Raw genomic sequence first — 17,558 nt, forward strand, 5'->3', positions numbered from 1 at the left:
ATGACAACAACTCTGATCGAAACGCATAAAGCGTTCGGGGGCGAACAAAGAAAATACCGCCACTATTCTGAAACACTGGATTGCGATATGGTTTTCAGTCTATTCCTGCCCCAACAAACGGACAATAAGCCGACAGATTTAATCTGGTGGCTTTCAGGCTTGACGTGCACCGACGACAACTTCAGCCAAAAAGGCGCCTTCCAAAAATACGCAAACCAGCACCACATGGCGGTCGTCATGCCCGACACCTCCCCACGCGGAACGGCTGTGGCGGATGATGAAGGTTGGGACTTAGGCCAAGGCGCCGGTTTCTATCTGAATGCCACCCAGGAACCGTGGGCAAAAAATTATCGGATGTATGCTTATTTGACGGAAGAATTGCCTCAACTTGTCTATGCTCTGATTCCAAATTTTTCAGGAAAAGAGAGCATCATGGGACACTCGATGGGTGGCCACGGCGCGTTGGTCATCGGCTTGAAGAATCCGGAACGCTTCCGCTCCATTTCGGCATTTGCACCGATCCTGAATCCGTCACAGGTTCCCTGGGGCCAAAAAGCCTTCACCGCCTACCTGGGGACTGATGAAACAAATTGGGCGGAGTGGGACGCGACCAGCTTGATCGCGGAAAGCCCTGCAGCTCCGCCCATCCTTATTTCGCAAGGGATAGCTGACAATTTTTATGATGTCCAACTGAACGAGGAAGCCTTCCTGCAAGCCGCTGAAGGCAAGAAAGTGCGCTACGAAAAACTGGACGGTTACGATCACAGTTACTTTACGATCGCTACCTTCATCGAAGACCATCTGCAATTCCATAAAGACTGTTTGAAGTAGAAAGCAGCAACCATAAGCACACAAAAAGCCGATAAGATCACGGATATTCCGTTTCCTTGTCGGCTTTTTTATTGAGCAATCAGGCAACTATTTTTTCTTCTGGATCCCTTTCTTAGATGGCTTAGACGGTTTAGATGAAGGCGGTTTGATTAGATTTTTCTTCAGCCAGTTGAAATAGTACATATCCGGCACGACCGCAAAGTCGGTCATTACATTGGAAATCGCGATGTAGAGTTCTTCTTCGCTGTCCGCAAGATAATCAACAGCATCGATTGCTTCCACCATGCTCTCCAGATCAAACTCCCGCCGGCCAAAAACTTTTTTGCAGCTTTTGTTTTCTTTCTGTAGATCTTTGTAATAGCGTTTCGCGCTCAACTCGTCATCGTATTTCAATGAAAGCAGAATCAGCGGCAACAGCATCTGAGCGGATGCTTCAGGGGAGCGCTGGTAAAGCTCTTTGGCTTTTTCCATTTGTTCCAACTGACAGTAGATACCCATCAGAATGTAGCGGATCCCCATATTGTCAGCTTCGTTCAACCGCAAAATATCTTCATACTCCCTCACGGAAGCCGTCAACATCCGGCGTTTCTGCAATTCATCCGCATACAGCGCCTTGATGCGCAAGTATGTCCTGGTTTCGACGATTCCCCAATAGTTTCCGATGGACTCCTCATCATCCAGACCGCGCTTTTGCATCACTGCCTTTCCGAGTGTCTCCAGTTTCTTGAGTTCATGAATGAATTCGAGTGATTCAGGATCCAGTTTAAATAGCCGGGCTTCCAAATTATCCGGATCCAACTTCAAGGCACGCTCCAAAATCGCTGCGTATTCGCGTTCGGAAGCCGCGAACTCCAGCTTCTCCAGCTCTTCAGTCGCTTTTTCCTCGTTTGTCATTTCTCCGATTACGAACGTTTCGCCCTTGGCACTGGCCTCGTTGGAAAGCTTCGTGAATGCTTCAACTGCTTCATCCACAGAGTCGTAATCCTCGACGTGATTCAAAATGAATTTGTTCAACTGTTTCAATACTTTTTCCGTTTCTTTCATGCAATTCATCCTCCCCAATTGCAGTTTGCTAAGTATATTATACCCGATTTTTGACGGCTTGCGTTAAGGAGAAGATACCTTCCAGCTGAAAAGTTTTACTCAGTACGGCACTCTGTTCGACGATCGCCATGATGACGTCGACGGATTTCGCCATCGTTTCCAGCGTAACGAATTCGTATTTGCCGTGGCCGTTTTCGGTTCCGGAGAACAGGTTCGGGGTCGGCAAGCCTTTGTGAGAGATGATGCAGCCGTCCGTCCCGCCGCGCATCGGCTTGAATACCGGCGTGATACCGCAGGATTCATACGCCTGCACCGCCAAGTCGACGACAATCGGATGCTGTTCGATGATATCGCGCATGTTGTAGTATTGATCAAACAACGTCAAGGAAATCCGCGGTTCGACAAACTGGGAGTTGAACGCCGCCACCTGTTCGGTGAAGAAACGCTTGCGGGCAGCGAAGCTTTCCCGGTCATGATCGCGGATGTAGTAGGTCTGTTTAACTTCATCGATGGTCCCGCTCTGGCTAGTCAGCAAGTAGTAGCCTTCGTAGCCGCTGGTGCGTTCCGGAGTCTCCTCTTGAGGCAAAGCCGTCGCAAATTGACTGGCGACCAGCAAAGCGTTGACCATCGTATCCTTTGCGGAACCGGGATGGACGCTCGTGCCGCGGATGGTGAGTTCCGCTTGGGCCGCATTGAAATTGTCGTAGGTCAGATTTCCGATCGGTCCGCCATCGATCGTGTAGGCGAAGTCGGCCGCGAAACGGTCCACATCGAACAGTTTCGCCCCGCGAGCCCCAAGTTCTTCATCGGGTCCGAAAGCAAGACGGATCTTCCCGTGCTTCCGTTCCGGATGCGCGATGAATTGCTCGCAGGCGGTCACGATCGAGGCAATGCCGGCTTTGTCGTCGGCGCCCAACAGGGTCGTGCCGTCCGTAGTGATGACCGTCTCCCCGATATAGTTCCGCAAGCGCGGGAATTCCTTCGGCGAGAGGATAATTTTTTCAGCCTCGTTCAAGACGATATCGCCGCCATCATAAGCACAATGGACCTGTGGATGGATATTGACTGAGTTGAAATCGGCCGTGTCCAGATGCGCAATGAAACCGATGACCGGCACTGCTTCTGCCGTATTGCTTGGCAGGGTCGCGGTCAGAAAGCCGTTCGTTTCATTATATTCGACCTCCTCCAGACCGATTCTGATCAGTTCCTTTGCCAACTCCAAGGCAAATGTCACCTGGTTATGCGTTGACGGCACCGTGTAGCTGCTGTCATCCGAACGCGTGTCGATCTTTGCGTATGCGATGAATCTTTCCAATAAATTTTCGTACATATACCTCATCCGCCTTTCTTTGACGCTTTTCATATCAATATAAGGAAATATCCGACTAACGGTCGCCTTCTGAAGGCAAGTCCGTTAAGCGGATATTTTCTCAAGTGCTTGTTTTCAGTCTATTGTCCGTTTACTCTTCCACGTAAGCCGTTCGGAAATACATCGCTGCGCCCACTGGTTGGATCTGCACATCCTTCAAGGACGGATCAACCAAGTTGGCGTTGGCGCCTTGATAGATCGGCGCATTCACGGCGTTCTCGGCAATCAAGGTTTCTTCCGCCGCCAATAGTGTTTCCCAACGTTGTTCCGCATCGTTCGCATACGTGCTTCTGGTGTCGTCCAACAAGGCATCGTAACCTTCATCCGCAAAGCGCGAACTGTTCAGGCCGCTTGTGGATTCATACATCTCCAGAAAGGCAATCGGATCGGCGTAACTCGGGGTATACGTTCCGTAGGCGATGTCGTAATCACCGTTCGTGGTCGATTCCATCCGGCTCTTCAGCGGCACATTGCGGATTGTAATCGTCAAGCCCGGCAGATTCTCTTGCCATTGCGATTGCAGGAATTCGGCAGTCGTCTTGGAAGTTTCGGTATCGGAAGTCAGCAATTCGATCGACAATGTTTCGATGCCCAATTCTTCCTTAGCGGTTTCCCACTCGGCCTGTGCCGTTTCCAGATCGTAGACTGCCAAATCGCCGCTCTCTTCGCGGAAATCTTCATCGGTTTCCGGATTGAAGGCGTAATTGGAAGGCACAAAACCATTCGAAGGCACGGAACCGTCATTCAAAACGGTATCCACATACGCTTCCTTGTCGAACGAAGTAGAAAGAGCTTTCCGCAGATGGACATTGGCTGTGCTCGTGCGGCCTTGGTTAAACCAGACATAGCCGGACAGAGCTTTCGGTTCCGTCACCAAAGCGTCGGATCCTGCATATTGTTCAATGTAAGGATTGCTGATCTGCGTCAACTGGACCTCACCGGATTCGAACAAGTTGATGTTCGTGGCGATTTCTTTGCTGACTTCCCAGTTGATCTGATCCAATTTGACGTTTTCCGCGTCCCAATAAGCTTCGTTTGGAACCATCGACCAGTTCAGATCTGTGCCATCCCAACCTTCCACGACGAAAGGTCCATTGTACACCGTGTTTTCACTGTTCGTTCCGTAGGCGCTGCCCAACTCGCTCGCCACTTGATGGTTCTGCGGCAAGTAGGAAGACGTCCCCAACAAATCCTTGAAATAAGCGGTCGGATTGCCCAAAGTGAACTTCACGGTCTTTTCATCGACCGCTTCGACACCCAGTTCGGCTTTGTCCAACTCCCCGTTGTTGATCGCTTCGGCGTTCTTCAACGGGTACAGTTTATTGATGTTCGGGGAAGCCGTCGCCGGATCGACGATTTTTTGGTAGGTATAGACGAAATCCTGCGCAGTCACCGGATCACCGTTCGACCAGTTCGCATCTTCCCTAATCTTGAAAGTATATTCCAGTCCGTCTTCACTGACGACAGGCTCTTCGGCGGCGATACCCAATTCAAACGCGCCATCGTCACCGACGCGATAAAGACCTTCATTTGCGTTCTCGAGCACCACCAAGCTGGAGTTATCTGCTGAGATGGCGTTGTCCAAGGAAGCCAACTCCCCCGTATTCGTGATCGTGATGACTTGCTCCGCGGCAGGTGTGGCTGATGAAGCGGCTGCCCCTTCGCTGCTTTCCGTATTTGCGGCATCCCCGGTCGAACAGCCCGCCAACACCAAACTTATCGCTAGCGTTGTCGTGATGACCCATTTATCTTTTAACATACTGTTCCTCCTGACGATTCTCATTATTTTTATCCCTATGTTGGAATTCATTTCTTTGATATGTATGTACAAGTAGCTTACCATCACAGGATGCTTTAGGATAATTCCGATTTCCGAACAACTGTGATAGGCAACGCCGATACTTCCAATAACCACAAAAAGCTCGCCCCCGTTGCGAACGGTAGGACGAGCAAGACTTACCCGTTGTCGCTGGAAGTTAAAGAAACGTCCATGTCTGTGTTGATAAGATCCAGAATTTCATTTTTTATTTCCAGATAGGCAGCGTCTACGTTTACGCGATTACTTTTTGTATCTAGCGTTTTATGCGTGTAGTCCAATTCATAAGTCTTTATGATTTTCCCTGGTTGCTTGGACATCACGATGACGCGATTTCCCAAAGATAGCGCTTCGTCGACATCATGGGTAATCATGAGAACCGTGTTTTTGTTTTCTTGCCACAAATCACGAATCAATGTCTGCATATTCAAGCGCGTGAGAGCGTCCAATGCCCCTAATGGCTCATCCATGAGAATCAGTTCCGGCCGATTAGCCAGAACTCGCGCCAATGCCACACGCTGGCGCATACCGCCTGAAAGTTCAAAGACGGCTTTGTCTTTATCTTTCAGTAATCCGATTTGTTCGAGGAAGTGATTACTGATTTGGTCAACTGCTTTTTTGCCCAACCCTCTGATATTCGGGCCGAAGCCGACATTATCTTTTACACTTAACCAAGGATATAGGGTAGGTATTTGGAAAACCACACCTCGATTCCAGTCCGGGCCTTGGATCGGGTTGCCTTGGAAAGTTGCTTCACCTGTTGTTGGTTGTTGATAACCAGCAATGATTTTCAGCAACGTACTTTTTCCACAACCGGAAGGCCCCAACACGCAAACAAAGTCTTGGGGGGCAATCGTCAGGTCAATTCTTTCCAACGCCAACATCTGCTCTTTTCCGTTGCCGTAATCCATGCTGACATTGCGCAGCTCAATTAAAGATTTTTGTGAATTCATATCAAAACATCCTTATCTTTCCAAGTACATTTCAATGTATTGTGGATTAATAAAAGCATCAAATTCATCTTGCGACGGGGATTCTGTGATTGTTCCTTGTCCCAACAAGAAATCGGATGTTTCTTTCATAACTTTCGAAAAAGCACCAGCTTTTTCGCTGGTCCCCATATATTCATCAGATATTTCTTCTTCAGAAGTCAACCAAATTGAACCTTGCATTTGTGCCAACGCATCTTCAGCTGTGATTCCCAATGGATCCGCAACGATTTCAGCAGCTTTGTTCGGATTTTCCCGGTAAATATTTCCACCTGCGACAAGCGCTGCAATGAAATCAGTTGTGAGTTCTGGATATTGTTCAGTGAATCCTTTTCTTGCAAGCAATACGTTCGCCGTTTTGTGGCCCATGGCAGCAGCCTGTTCTGAAGAAATCAGTATATCACCATCTTCCAACAGATGCCCTAGTGAAGGCTGCCATGTATAGGCTGCATCAATATCCCCTCGTTCCCATGCTGCGACAATATCCACGGTCTTCATGTCAAGCAGTTGTACTTGATCGGCAATGCCCGCATCGTTAAGAACTTGCAAAAGGCTGTAATGAGCAGTGGACGCAAATGTTGTTGCCACGGTCATACCCGCCAAATCTTCGACTTTCTCGATTTCGCTATCTTTCCGAACGGCTAAAGCTTCTATTTCACCCAGTATTTCATGTAGCCAAATCAATTCTACATCTAGTCCTCTTGCTAAGGCGATGATTCCGTTGGTGTTTCCCATCGATGCAAAATCGATACTTCCTGACGCAAAGGCTTGGTTCGCTTCCACCCCCGAATCAAAAACCAAAAAATTGGTCTCGATGCCTTTATCAGCGAAATACTCATCAAACAGGGCCTCCGTCTTGGCAATTTTTTCATCGTTTGGTACGCGCAAATAACCGATATTGATTTCTTTCGGCAGCTGGCCTCCTTCGGAACTGACCTGTTCCGTCGTCTCATCGGCTCCGCCACATGCGGCTAATGCACCGGCTGCCAAAATAGTGAGCATAAATCCAAATATTTTTTTTCTTTTCATATTAATCCTTCCCTTTCCAGAATATCAATTTATTTTCCAAATACAACAACCCGCTGTCCATCATAATGCCTGTGACACCCATTATGATGATTCCAACAAACATGACATCCGATTTTAGGTAACGAGAGGCATCGATCACCATCCACCCAATACCGGAAGTTGCCGCAGTCATCTCAGCAGCCACCAGTGTCGTGTAGGAGAATCCTATAGCGGTTCGCAGTCCTGTAAAAATATTCGGCAAACAAGCAGGCAGGACGATTTTGACAAACAAATCCTTTTGGCTTGCCCCCAAAGACAGCGCACTCAGAATGTAGTCCTGATTCACATTATTTACCGCGGCGACACATGCGGTATAAATCGGTGCAAACGCAGCGAGATAAAGCAGGGTGACTTTTGACCCATCATCGATTCCCATCCACAAAATCAACAATGCATAATAGGCTAATGGCGGGATGGGACGATAGAACTGTACGATTGAATCTATAATAGCCCGAAATTTTCTGAAATAGCCGCTCAATAGCCCCAGCGGAACTGCTGTCACAAAAGCAATACCCACAGCCCATAACAGACGCACAAAACTATCGCTCAAATGTTGCCATAGGCTAATGTTGTTGTAACCTTTCCGGACGATAGTGATGAATGTTTTCCATACTTCTTGTGGTGACGGAAGAAGCAAGGAAGATACATCATATAAGTTGGTGACCAAAAACCACAGCAGAAAAATGGTAAACCAAGTGATGAATGTCAACGTAACTTCGAAGCGATTTTTGGTTATTTTCACATTCATAAACATCCCCCATTAATTGTTTTAATAAACTATATTTCAGATAATAACAATCAAGCGAGCAGAAATCGTTTTCTCCTCGCTTGAAACTGACTATTGAATTAATAGACCGAAGTTTTTTTTCGTATTAATTGAAGTTATATTCTGTCACAATCGGATCACGATTCAAAGTAACATCGTTGAAGTATTCATATTCCGAAATACCTAGGAATGAACCATCTATATTATAAACATGCTCGTAACCTAATTGACCAAGCGCACGCACCATATTATAGCTGCGTTGGCTTGAACGGCAGTGAACGTAAACTGGTTTATCTTTAGGAATCTCATCCAGTCTTCCGCGGAATTGACTCAACGGGATATTGACAGCACCTTTAATATGGCTCAATTGATATTCATGTTCTTCGCGTGCATCAATTATCATCTCGCCACTCTCAACCAATTCGCGCACTTTGGTTACCGGTACTTTTTTCACTTCTCCGTTCAAAATATTCAGCCCGACAAGAACGGCATGGTTCACGACATCCTTGGCTGTGGAGAAGTGTGGGGAATAAGTCAATTCCAACTCTTTCAAACTCTCAAGGTTAGCATTCAACATTATCGCTGTTGCGATGACATCGATCCGTTTATCGACATTCCCGCGTCCCACTGCTTGCGCTCCCAATATTTTTCCAGACGGTACAGCGAAAATCAATTTAAAAAACAAGTTTTCCGCATCCGGCATGATGCTGACTTTGTCTTTCGGAATAACGTAGGCAAAGTCATATACAATGCCGCGTTCTTGGCATTGTTTTTCGTTCAATCCAGTATTTGCGGCATTCAAACCGAACATCTTCAGGCTAGAAGAACCGATGACGCCTGTATTCACATACGTACGGCCATAAACATGATCAGCTGCTGCCCGTGCTTGACGCTGTGCTGGACCAGCAAGAGTCAATCGTGTTTTTTGACCTGTAAAGAAGTCAGTTGTCTCAATAGCATCCCCAACGGCATAAATATGTGGATTGCTTGTCTGGTAGTGATGGTTCACTTTGATGGAGCCCCCGAGGCCCAATTCCAAGCCGGCTTGTGCAGCCAAAGTGTTTTCTGGTGTCACTCCGATTGCAATCACTACCGCTTGCGCTTTGAGCGTGCGGCCTGAAGCCAAAGCCACTCCAGTTGGCGCGATTGCTTGGACACTGTCGTTCAAAATCAGATCCACGCCATTCTCCTTGATTTCACGATTGATGATTTGGACCATATCATAATCCATAGGGGGCATTACTTGGTTCTGTGCTTCAATCAGCGAGACATTATATCCAGCGTATTTCAAGTTCTCAGCAACTTCAAGTCCGATATATCCGCCTCCAACCACAGCTACATCTTTGACATGGTTATCTTGGGCATATGCAGTAAGAGAAGCTACATCCGGTACAGTCTTCATGACAAAAACATGTTTGGAGTTGATTCCTTCAATAGAACGCGGACGAACAGCGTTCGCACCAGGCGCCAAGAATAAGACATCATAAGCCTCTATGTACGTTTCACCAGTCTGCACATTTTTTACGGATACTGTCTTTTCCTCTTTGTTGATTGCCACTACTTCATTGTACACACGTGCATCAATCTTATATTGCTTATCGAATTCCGGTGGTGTCATCAATACTAGACTTTCTGATTTTTCGATATCCCCGCTGATGTGGAACGGGATACAACAGTTCGAGAATGACACATAAGGTCCTCTTTCAAATATAACAATTTCAGCTGACTCATCCAAACGTCTTACGCGTGCTGCGACTGAAGCACCCCCAGCAACGCCTCCAACAATCAATACTTTTTTACCCATAGTAAAGGCCTCCTAATATATTATGATGTGCAGTATTCAGGTTTCAGGTTATTGATCCAGATCAAGTAATGTTTATTTCTTTCCGATTCGGTGCGGAAGGATGCATACTTTACCGGCAAATGCCTTCATTCCTACGATACCGCCGAGCGTCATAGCAATCAGGAATATCCATCCTGAGAAGGAAAAGCTGGAAATGGATGCGTACATTGCCCCGATATTGCATCCTAGACCCAAACGAGAACCAAATCCTAACATCAATCCACCTAATCCGAAATAGAATGCATCTTTCTTACTGAAGTCAAAGTTGAATGAAAAGCGATTTGCCAACAAGAAGCTGAGCATAGAACCAAAGAATAGTCCGATGTTCAGGATTGTTCCTCCGTCACTCAATAGTCCGGCGTTCACTTTATCGATATGGGACTGGAAATATTCTACAGGGAATTCAAAGCCCAGCGATTGGAAAATTGCAACATTCCATGTTACAAGCGCAGTGGACACACCCCAGTTTTTATCCGTCGCCACTAATACAAATACCGCACCAAGCGCCAATGCCAACGCCCCAACAGTGAAGCTCCAGCGCTCAACAAACAGTTTGTGGTATGTCTGATAGCTGAAGAAAGAAGCTTTGTCACGGTTATCAAGCGGCAACTCAAAATCTTCATAGTCCCCTTTTGGATCTAGGTAGGTGCCTTCTTGCTTGCGCATATTTTCATAGCGGACGACAATCCAATAAATGACCGCCAACAGGATGACCGTAATCGCAAAGGCGCCGAAATATCCGAACATCTGCGGTAAATGCAATTGATAGCCAATTTTCCCAAGCGTTGTTTTGTCAAAAACTTCACGAGTATATTCTCCAGGAGCTGCGCCTACAACAAAGAAAACAAACGCGATCAAAGCACGCCCGGAACCTTCACCGAAGTCCGCCAACGTACCGGAACCACATCCTCCCGCAAGCATCATACCTACACCGAAAATAAAGCCGCCCAAGATTGTAGCTAGATTTGTAAAATACACGTTTGCGGTTCCCGGAATGATTGATTGGCCATCTGCAGCCAAGTAATCAGGGACCGCACCACCAGCCGCCGCTTTCCATTGAATCCCCATGATAATGAAAGAGGTAACCAAAATCAGGACAAGTATGGATTTTGATAAGCTCCCTTCTCCCCGCATATAAATACGTTTAATTCCACCGCCGAAGCCGAACCGAGAACGAGTCAAAATGTATCCCAAAACTACTCCGGCAAATAAATTGAGCGGCAGATTTTCTTTCAACCCGGCCAAATAGGTTGCAAAAAAAATAGCCCCAAAACTAAGTGCAACACCTATGATTGGTTGCAAGAAAGGTCTCTTTCTTGTTGTTACTTGTGATTCCGATAGTGCTTGTGACATGTTACTTCCTCCTAATTGTTATAAACTCAACTTTCGCACACTAAAAAAGACCATCTGGACTTGATGCATCAACATTTCCAGCTATAATATTATGCCGCTAAAGTACTTGGAAGCTGCTTTTCCGGTTGTGGGAATGCTCGTTTCAAGAAAGTTGGTAAATTATCGAAAACTCTATCCAGAAGGGACTCCACCATTTCTTCGGACAGGACAGGTTCTTCCGTCAGTGAAGCCTTCAGACAGTCAAATACCAATAGAATGGCCTCTGCAAAGCGGATGTCTTCCAGTTCATCACAACACAAGAAGAACAACTGACCGATGGTCCGGGGATCTTTCTCTTCGCGTGTTCGAAGTGCAAGCATGATGTAACGAGTGAAGACAATTGTCGTGTGGGCCACCATCGCATCGTAACTGCGGCATTGGAACTCTTTTCCTAGCGCCAGATGTGACTTTGCCACCTTGAAGAAACACTCGATATCCCAGCGTTTGCCATAGAGACGCACAATTTCTTCTTCAGGCAGATTGACATTCGTGGACAAGATTGCAAGCCAATTTTTGGAGCGATTTCGGTCACGCACGAAGACAATACGGGCTTGGATTTCTTTTTCATTATCGTCCAGTCCCAAGCTGACGACAACAGATGCGAGGATCTTGGCACGACCACGTTTTTTGCGCACAACCTGATACAACTGAGGCAGGGTATACTTTTGACCTTCATACGTGTAGTACACGCGGTGCATGCGTTTCAGCATACAGATCACCTCAAGTGGATACTCCGAAACAACGCGCTTGATTACTTTTGGAAATGCGAACCAACTATCGAAAAGTAATGTTTGAGCGCAGAGTTGGAGCGGATTTATATCATCAAGCAAGTCGAACAGCGCTTCCGTCGACTTTTTGACGGCTTCCTTCCGACGCTTGTAACCCACGGTACGCTTATCTATGGCAGGATTGATTTCCTGGAAACGGTTCGTTTGTTTTTCTGAGCTCAATAAAGAGAACGCAAGCGGCAGGAAAGTGTTGCCATCCGACCAACCCAAAGTCAGCATGCGAAAGCCACGGACGAATTTCTTCGTAGCATGATCATGGACTAGCGCAAGCATCTCGACTGATTTACTGCGGGCGCGGCTGTATAAGGAATCATCCAAAATCAGGACGCGTTCGCGGTTCTCCGAGACAATCGGGAGCAATTTCTGGGTAATGACATTCCGGCTCAGCAGCAACAAAAACCTGCGCCAATTATAGGATGCGTTGTTGAGCAAGCGATACACCGCATCCTTGGCAGGAGCCTCTGGCTCCCGTCCCGCTTCCAACGTCCGATACAAATTTTTCTTTTGAAGGACCAATGAAAAGATGAACTGGACCAGCAGTACCGGTGAGATGCCCGCATCTTTCCGAATGTTGGATTGATTCAGTAACGTTCCCAGTTTCTGTTCGCGAAAAAATTGATGAACGGAAGAATTAAGTTCCTGATTGATTTGATTTTCTGGTAAAATAGCAGCCATAAGACATCCCTCTTTCGTGTATGTTGTTGTGGTAACTACATTTTACCAAAGAGAGGTGTCTTTTTGCGTACATTTTTGATATTGAAGGATTTAAGAACATTGATATATCAAAGGTTTAAGTGGATTTTTAAAGTGCGAAAGTTGAGTTATAAAATAATATATAATTGCGTAGCACCATTTCACCTTTCCCAGTCACTCATACTTATATACCTAAACCCCCAAAAAACTAAATTACTTACTAAATAAATCAAAATAATAATCCGACCAGCCTTTGCTACATAACCTTAATTTCCGAAATTTACAACTCTTTCGCTGATGAACAGTTCTTCGGCAATGATTTCCAGTTCAAACACTACCTTCTGGTCAACCTGTTAAAGCAGAGCCTTTAGTTTGGGTTCTCGAGTACCGCCAAACTGATCGCTAGAATTGTAGCGATGACCCATTTACCTTTCAATATACTCCCCCCTGACAATTCCCATATTTATTCACCCTATATTGGAAGTCATTCCATTTATAGTTCGTAAGAGTAGCTTACCATTGCAGCAACCTTTAGGATAATTCCGATTTCCGAACAAGTGTGACAGGCAGAACCGATACATCCTGCAACACAAAAAGCCCGTCCCCCATTGTGAACGGCAGGACGAGCTGATTAAGGGAGCAGCCACAAAGATCAAGCGCGGGCCAAAATCCGCTGCAGGAACCCTCTGGTGCGGGCTTCTTTCGGATTGCCGAAAATAGCTTCAGGGGCGCCTTCCTCCACAATGACCCCCTGATCCATGAAGATGACGCGGTTGGCCACTTCCTTGGCGAAGGTCATTTCATGCGTGACAATGACCATAGTGGTGCCTTCCTCCGCCAGTTTGCGGATCACATGCAGCACTTCGCCCACAAGTTCCGGATCCAAAGCCGAAGTGGGCTCGTCGAACAGGATGACGTCCGGGTTGACCGCGAGGGCGCGGGCGATGCCCACCCGTTGCTGTTGGCCTCCGGATAGTTGCGAAGGATAGTAGGCCAAGCGGTCGCTCAGCCCGACCTTTTCCAAGGCGCGGATGGCCGCTTCGATGGCTTCTTTTTTGGGAACTTTGCGTCCGACGATCAGGCCTTCAGTGACGTTATCCAATACCGTCTTGTTGTCGAACAGGCCGTAATTCTGGAAAACGAATGCAGATTTTTTCCGCACCGCATTGATGTCCTTCTTGCTTGCTTTCGAAAATTCGGTCTGGATCTCATCGAAATGCAGCGAACCCTCGTCGGCGCGCTCAAGGAAGTTGATGCAGCGCAGCAAGGTCGTCTTGCCCGAACCGCTTGGGCCCAGGATCACGACGATATCGCCCTTTTCAACGGCGATATCCACACCTTTCAAGACTTCCAGTTCACCGAATTTCTTATGAATATTCCTCAATTCCAGCATGGTATCGCTCCTTTCGCGCATCTAAAAAATACTCCGGTTGGTTTTCTGATTTTACGGCAATGTTACGCCCGCGTTTGTAGCGGGACAAGCGCTGCTCCAACAATTGGAAAAACACCTGAACGAGTGAACAGAGCACAATGTACACAATGAAAATCACAAGGTACGACTCCAGATAATTGTAGCCGAATGCCGCTTCCGTCTTGGCGATGGCCGTGATATCCTGGACCGACATCAGAAAGGCCAGCGAGGTCGATTTCAGCAGATTGACGGTGCTGTTGCACAAGTTCGGCGTTGCCGCCACCAATGCTTGTGGAATCACGATGCGACGGTAGGCCTGGATCGGCAGCAGGCCGATCGAAAGGGCCGCCTCCAGCTGACGTTTGTCGACCGTTTCGAGGGCCGAACGGAAGACTTCGGACAGGATTGCGATCGTATTCAGCGTAAAGACGATATAGGCGTAGTAGATCGGATTGATGCCGAAAACGTCGAAATCGATTCCCCTGCTTTTCACGAACACATTCAACAGGCTCGGGAAGATGCTGTACATCACCAGAATCTGAACGATCAAAGGGGTTCCTCTGATGAAGGACACATAAACTTGGGAAACACGGGCCAGTACTTTGAGATTGCGCTGTCTTGCCACTGCGATCAGGAAAGCGAACGGCAACGCAAGCAGCAAGGGGATAAAGGTCAAGCGCAGTGTTGTCGGGATGCCCTTCAACACAAGGATCAGAATTTCCTGCACATAGGCTAAATCAATGGTCATGCGTCTTGCTCCTTTCTCTTAGGCCGCGCGCAGCGGTTGTTTTCCTGCTGATAGTTTGTCTTCCGCCAACTTGAACGCTTTTTCGATCGCCAGCGTCAATAGCCAATAGATGCCCGCCAAGGCGATGTAGGTCTCGATCGAATATCCGCCGAGATTGCGCGCGATGATCAGCTGGCCTTTGCCCATGATGTCGACGATGCCGATGGTGTAGGCCAAAGCCCCCTCCTTCATCAACAGGATGAACGAATTTCCGAGGTTCGGCAACGCACTCACGAGCGCTTGGGGCAAAACGATTCTTCTGAACGCTTGCGCTTCCGTAAGGCCGATGCTGAGGGCAGCCTCACGTTGCACTTTAGCGACCGCCAAGTAAGCCGAACGCATGATTTCCGAGCAAGGTGCGGAGAACAGGAGCGACAGGGCGATGACGACAAAGTAGAGGCGGTTCCAGCTATTGATGTCGATGCCGAAGACACCCAACAGCACCTCCGGCAGACCGTAAAAGACCAAGAACATCATGACGATCGAAGGCGTGCAGCGGATGATCCAGATATAGCTATGGACGATTGCCCGCAGCCATTTTGGACCGCTGAGCCTTGCCCAGGTCGCCAGGAAGCCCAAAAGCCCTCCGATCACGATCGTACCGATCAAAAATTGCAGCGTCACGCCCAAACCGGACAGAATGTCCGGCACTGCCTTCCAAATATAAGTGATGTCGAATGGACGATTCATCTTTTTGCCTCCCTTTGTAGCTTCAGCTGTTGTGTTCCGTTCTCCGGCAGCAGCGCGAATCTTATTCCTTCACGTATTGGAATGTGTTTTCGCCAAGAAATTCGATCATCAAATCATCGATTGTTCCGTCTTCTTGCAATTGCAGGAAGGCTTCGTCGTATGCGTCGGCCAACGCTTGTTGGTCCTTGTTGAACAACGGCCATGTCGGCAGCGCTTCATAGACGAAGTAGGAAAAATCATCCTTGTATTGGCTGTACGGTGCGCCTTCTGCCAGCACATTCACTTCATAAGCGGTCTTAACGGCGAAATAGCCATCATAGCGTCCTTCCAACAACCAGGTGTAGGCATCCGCGATTTCGAATACATCTGCCGCAGTCAGTTCGATCGGTGTATCCGGATGTTCCGCGTTGAAGTCCTCGATCACGTTGTACTGGGCATTATTCGGCGAAATCGGAACAAGGCTCTTGCCTGCAGCCGCAAAGGATTCCAAATCTGTGATTTCTTCGGCATCTTCCGAACGGATCAGCACGCCGATGCTGCTGGCACCGATATAATTTTCAGGGAAGATGAATTTTTGCGCGCGTTCCTCGGTGTACCAAGCGCCTTTCGTTCCGACAGCATACTTGCCGGATTCGATCCCGATCAGCAGATCCTCGTCGGAAGTCGGCACATATTCGAATTCATACTGCGGCAATAACTCGTCGATGGCCTTCAGCACGCTGACTTCGTAGCCGGTCGATTCGCCGTTCTCATCGACATAATTCATCGGTGCGGAACTTTGTGTATGCGCGACTTTCACCGTAGTCACTTCCACCGCCTCGGCTGCAGAACCGCTCGTTGCTTCGCTTGAAGTTTCCGCTCCGATCTGGCCGCATCCAGCCAAAAATGCTGCCCCCAATAAACTTACTGTCGTCACTAATCTTTTTCGCTTCATATATTTACTCCTCCTGTATGTTTCTGATTCGTTTAATGGTTCGCTGTTTTTAGGATGGTCGCCTGCACTTTTTGGGCAGCCGCATGGATGCGTTGGTAAAAATCCGGGTTGGCTTCCAATGAAATCGCGCAGCCCGGCGCAAATACGATGCCCGTGTCGCCGGTTTCAGTCAGGACATCCGCCAAGCGATCGACCAGCAAGTCCTCGATTTCCTGCGCCTGATTTGAGAACGTCAGATCGGTTTTTGGCGAGATACCGCCAACCAGCAGTTTATCCGTCAGGGCACGTAGTTTGCGGAAACTTAACCGGGTTGGATCCTCCGCGTGATCGCTGCCGTCTTCCCAGTTGATGGCTTGGACATCGTAATCGATAAAACGCTCCACAGCCAAATCGACATGTCCATGCGCATGCAGGATATTGAACCAGGTGCGGTCCTTGATATAAGCCAACAGGTCATCCGTATAAGGTTTGGCGAAAGCGGCATAATCGGCTTCGGATATGTCGCCGCGCTGGCTGTACTGTTCGGCGATGAAGAAGCCGTCCACGCCGGCAGCGATCAATTCGTCCACGAACACCTTGTTGGAGGCATGCAGCACATCGAGCGCCGCCTTCAATTCCTCACGGTGATGCTCCAGAAATTCTGCAATCGGGCTTTCTTCCGGTCCGTCGACGATATGCGCGATCGAATCGTTACCCGGCGCAAATTGCTTCACCCATGACAAAGGCGAGAAGACGGTACCGACGACCACTTTTTCGCCTTTGTAGTGCTCCACGATTTTCTTGGCAAAAGCGGCTTCGCGCTGGATCACCGGATTGTCCGCCTTGAGAGGCACCAAACGGGTCAAATCTTCCGCGCTCCGGATCGGATAGTCCAGTATTTTGCCTGCCCATTCTTTCGCATCCGTCGAGAAGGTGATTGGCGTTCCGTAGGCTTCAGCGAAGAATTGGCCTTGCGACATCAGCTTGATCAGGTCCCAATCATTCTCATCCGTGAAGGCGATCGTCGCTTCGGCGAACGCCTCAACATCCCGATCCACCAACGGCATGTGACGCCAACCGGAAATGGCCGGTCTGTCCAAAGGTTGCTTCTTGAGTGCCGCTTCTATTCTTTTTCTTCCATTAAATGTTTCTGTCATG

Annotated in this window: 15 protein-coding genes; 1 reads left to right on the forward strand and 14 read right to left on the reverse strand. The window is 48.0% G+C overall.

All coding sequences use genetic code 11. The features are described from left to right. Positions 1 to 831: an S-formylglutathione hydrolase gene (gene fghA, locus TES5_RS09070; protein ID WP_068561551.1), complete on the forward strand. Its 831-nt coding sequence runs from the start codon at positions 1 to 3 to the stop codon at positions 829 to 831. 87 nt (positions 832 to 918) lie between these two features. Here the strand turns inward: fghA and TES5_RS09075 are convergent, their stop codons facing one another. The 14 genes from TES5_RS09075 to TES5_RS09140 form a co-directional block, all read right to left on the reverse strand. Beyond that, a complete protein-coding gene (locus tag TES5_RS09075) occupies positions 919 to 1,875 on the reverse strand; it encodes a hypothetical protein (RefSeq protein ID WP_068561552.1) in 957 nt (318 codons plus the stop codon). A 37-nt stretch (positions 1,876 to 1,912) separates the two neighbouring features. Beyond that, positions 1,913 to 3,205: a peptidase T gene (gene pepT / locus TES5_RS09080; RefSeq protein WP_068561553.1), complete on the reverse strand. Its 1,293-nt coding sequence runs from the start codon at positions 3,203 to 3,205 to the stop codon at positions 1,913 to 1,915. Between the two features lie 130 nt (positions 3,206 to 3,335). Continuing rightward, positions 3,336 to 5,003 (reverse strand): peptide ABC transporter substrate-binding protein, encoded by a 1,668-nt coding sequence (locus tag TES5_RS09085; protein ID WP_068561554.1) that lies wholly within the window; start codon positions 5,001 to 5,003, stop codon positions 3,336 to 3,338. Positions 5,004 to 5,200: 197 nt separating this feature from the next. Continuing rightward, positions 5,201 to 6,013 (reverse strand): ABC transporter ATP-binding protein, encoded by an 813-nt coding sequence (locus tag TES5_RS09090; protein WP_068561555.1) that lies wholly within the window; start codon positions 6,011 to 6,013, stop codon positions 5,201 to 5,203. A 12-nt stretch (positions 6,014 to 6,025) separates the two neighbouring features. After that, positions 6,026 to 7,078 (reverse strand): taurine ABC transporter substrate-binding protein, encoded by a 1,053-nt coding sequence (locus TES5_RS09095; protein WP_068561556.1) that lies wholly within the window; start codon positions 7,076 to 7,078, stop codon positions 6,026 to 6,028. Between the two features lies 1 nt (position 7,079). Then, on the reverse strand, positions 7,080 to 7,865 hold the full coding sequence (locus tag TES5_RS09100; protein ID WP_068561557.1) for an ABC transporter permease: 786 nt from the start codon (positions 7,863 to 7,865) through the stop codon (positions 7,080 to 7,082). Positions 7,866 to 7,989: 124 nt separating this feature from the next. Further along, a complete protein-coding gene (locus tag TES5_RS09105; protein ID WP_068561558.1) occupies positions 7,990 to 9,687 on the reverse strand; it encodes an FAD-dependent oxidoreductase in 1,698 nt (565 codons plus the stop codon). A 72-nt stretch (positions 9,688 to 9,759) separates the two neighbouring features. Beyond that, a complete protein-coding gene (locus TES5_RS09110) occupies positions 9,760 to 11,079 on the reverse strand; it encodes a YeeE/YedE family protein (protein ID WP_068561559.1) in 1,320 nt (439 codons plus the stop codon). A gap of 89 nt (positions 11,080 to 11,168) precedes the next feature. Further along, the gene (locus TES5_RS09115; protein WP_068561560.1) at positions 11,169 to 12,581 is read right to left on the reverse strand and encodes an IS4 family transposase; all 1,413 of its coding nucleotides are present in this window, start codon (positions 12,579 to 12,581) and stop codon (positions 11,169 to 11,171) included. A gap of 670 nt (positions 12,582 to 13,251) precedes the next feature. Then, positions 13,252 to 13,992 (reverse strand): amino acid ABC transporter ATP-binding protein, encoded by a 741-nt coding sequence (locus TES5_RS09120; RefSeq protein WP_068561561.1) that lies wholly within the window; start codon positions 13,990 to 13,992, stop codon positions 13,252 to 13,254. Beyond that, a complete protein-coding gene (locus TES5_RS09125; protein WP_369813491.1) occupies positions 13,967 to 14,752 on the reverse strand; it encodes an amino acid ABC transporter permease in 786 nt (261 codons plus the stop codon). Before TES5_RS09125 ends, TES5_RS09120 begins: the two co-directional genes overlap by 26 nt. Before the next feature lie 24 nt (positions 14,753 to 14,776). After that, positions 14,777 to 15,487, reverse strand: coding sequence for an amino acid ABC transporter permease (locus TES5_RS09130; RefSeq protein WP_068561563.1), 711 nt, complete (start codon positions 15,485 to 15,487; stop codon positions 14,777 to 14,779). 61 nt (positions 15,488 to 15,548) lie between these two features. After that, positions 15,549 to 16,421, reverse strand: a complete 873-nt coding sequence (locus TES5_RS09135; protein WP_068561564.1) for a transporter substrate-binding domain-containing protein — start codon at positions 16,419 to 16,421, stop codon at positions 15,549 to 15,551. A gap of 32 nt (positions 16,422 to 16,453) precedes the next feature. Next, on the reverse strand, positions 16,454 to 17,557 hold the full coding sequence (locus TES5_RS09140; RefSeq protein ID WP_068561565.1) for a uroporphyrinogen decarboxylase family protein: 1,104 nt from the start codon (positions 17,555 to 17,557) through the stop codon (positions 16,454 to 16,456). Between the last annotated feature and the right edge of the window lies 1 nt (position 17,558).

The sequence above is a fragment of the Trichococcus sp. ES5 genome, assembly GCF_900067165.1.
GTDB lineage: Bacteria > Bacillota > Bacilli > Lactobacillales > Aerococcaceae > Trichococcus > Trichococcus flocculiformis.

What these genes read in the sequence shown, in the direction of transcription:
- fghA (WP_068561551.1), top strand. Translation starts at nt 1, where the DNA reads ATGACAACAACTCTGATCGAAACGCATAAAGCGTTCGGGGGCGAACAA.
- TES5_RS09075 (WP_068561552.1), bottom strand. Translation starts at nt 1,875, where the DNA reads ATGAAAGAAACGGAAAAAGTATTGAAACAGTTGAACAAATTCATTTTG.
- pepT (WP_068561553.1), bottom strand. Translation starts at nt 3,205, where the DNA reads ATGTACGAAAATTTATTGGAAAGATTCATCGCATACGCAAAGATCGAC.
- TES5_RS09085 (WP_068561554.1), bottom strand. Translation starts at nt 5,003, where the DNA reads ATGTTAAAAGATAAATGGGTCATCACGACAACGCTAGCGATAAGTTTG.
- TES5_RS09090 (WP_068561555.1), bottom strand. Translation starts at nt 6,013, where the DNA reads ATGAATTCACAAAAATCTTTAATTGAGCTGCGCAATGTCAGCATGGAT.
- TES5_RS09095 (WP_068561556.1), bottom strand. Translation starts at nt 7,078, where the DNA reads ATGAAAAGAAAAAAAATATTTGGATTTATGCTCACTATTTTGGCAGCC.
- TES5_RS09100 (WP_068561557.1), bottom strand. Translation starts at nt 7,865, where the DNA reads ATGAATGTGAAAATAACCAAAAATCGCTTCGAAGTTACGTTGACATTC.
- TES5_RS09105 (WP_068561558.1), bottom strand. Translation starts at nt 9,687, where the DNA reads ATGGGTAAAAAAGTATTGATTGTTGGAGGCGTTGCTGGGGGTGCTTCA.
- TES5_RS09110 (WP_068561559.1), bottom strand. Translation starts at nt 11,079, where the DNA reads ATGTCACAAGCACTATCGGAATCACAAGTAACAACAAGAAAGAGACCT.
- TES5_RS09115 (WP_068561560.1), bottom strand. Translation starts at nt 12,581, where the DNA reads ATGGCTGCTATTTTACCAGAAAATCAAATCAATCAGGAACTTAATTCT.
- TES5_RS09120 (WP_068561561.1), bottom strand. Translation starts at nt 13,992, where the DNA reads ATGCTGGAATTGAGGAATATTCATAAGAAATTCGGTGAACTGGAAGTC.
- TES5_RS09130 (WP_068561563.1), bottom strand. Translation starts at nt 15,487, where the DNA reads ATGAATCGTCCATTCGACATCACTTATATTTGGAAGGCAGTGCCGGAC.
- TES5_RS09135 (WP_068561564.1), bottom strand. Translation starts at nt 16,421, where the DNA reads ATGAAGCGAAAAAGATTAGTGACGACAGTAAGTTTATTGGGGGCAGCA.
- TES5_RS09140 (WP_068561565.1), bottom strand. Translation starts at nt 17,557, where the DNA reads ATGACAGAAACATTTAATGGAAGAAAAAGAATAGAAGCGGCACTCAAG.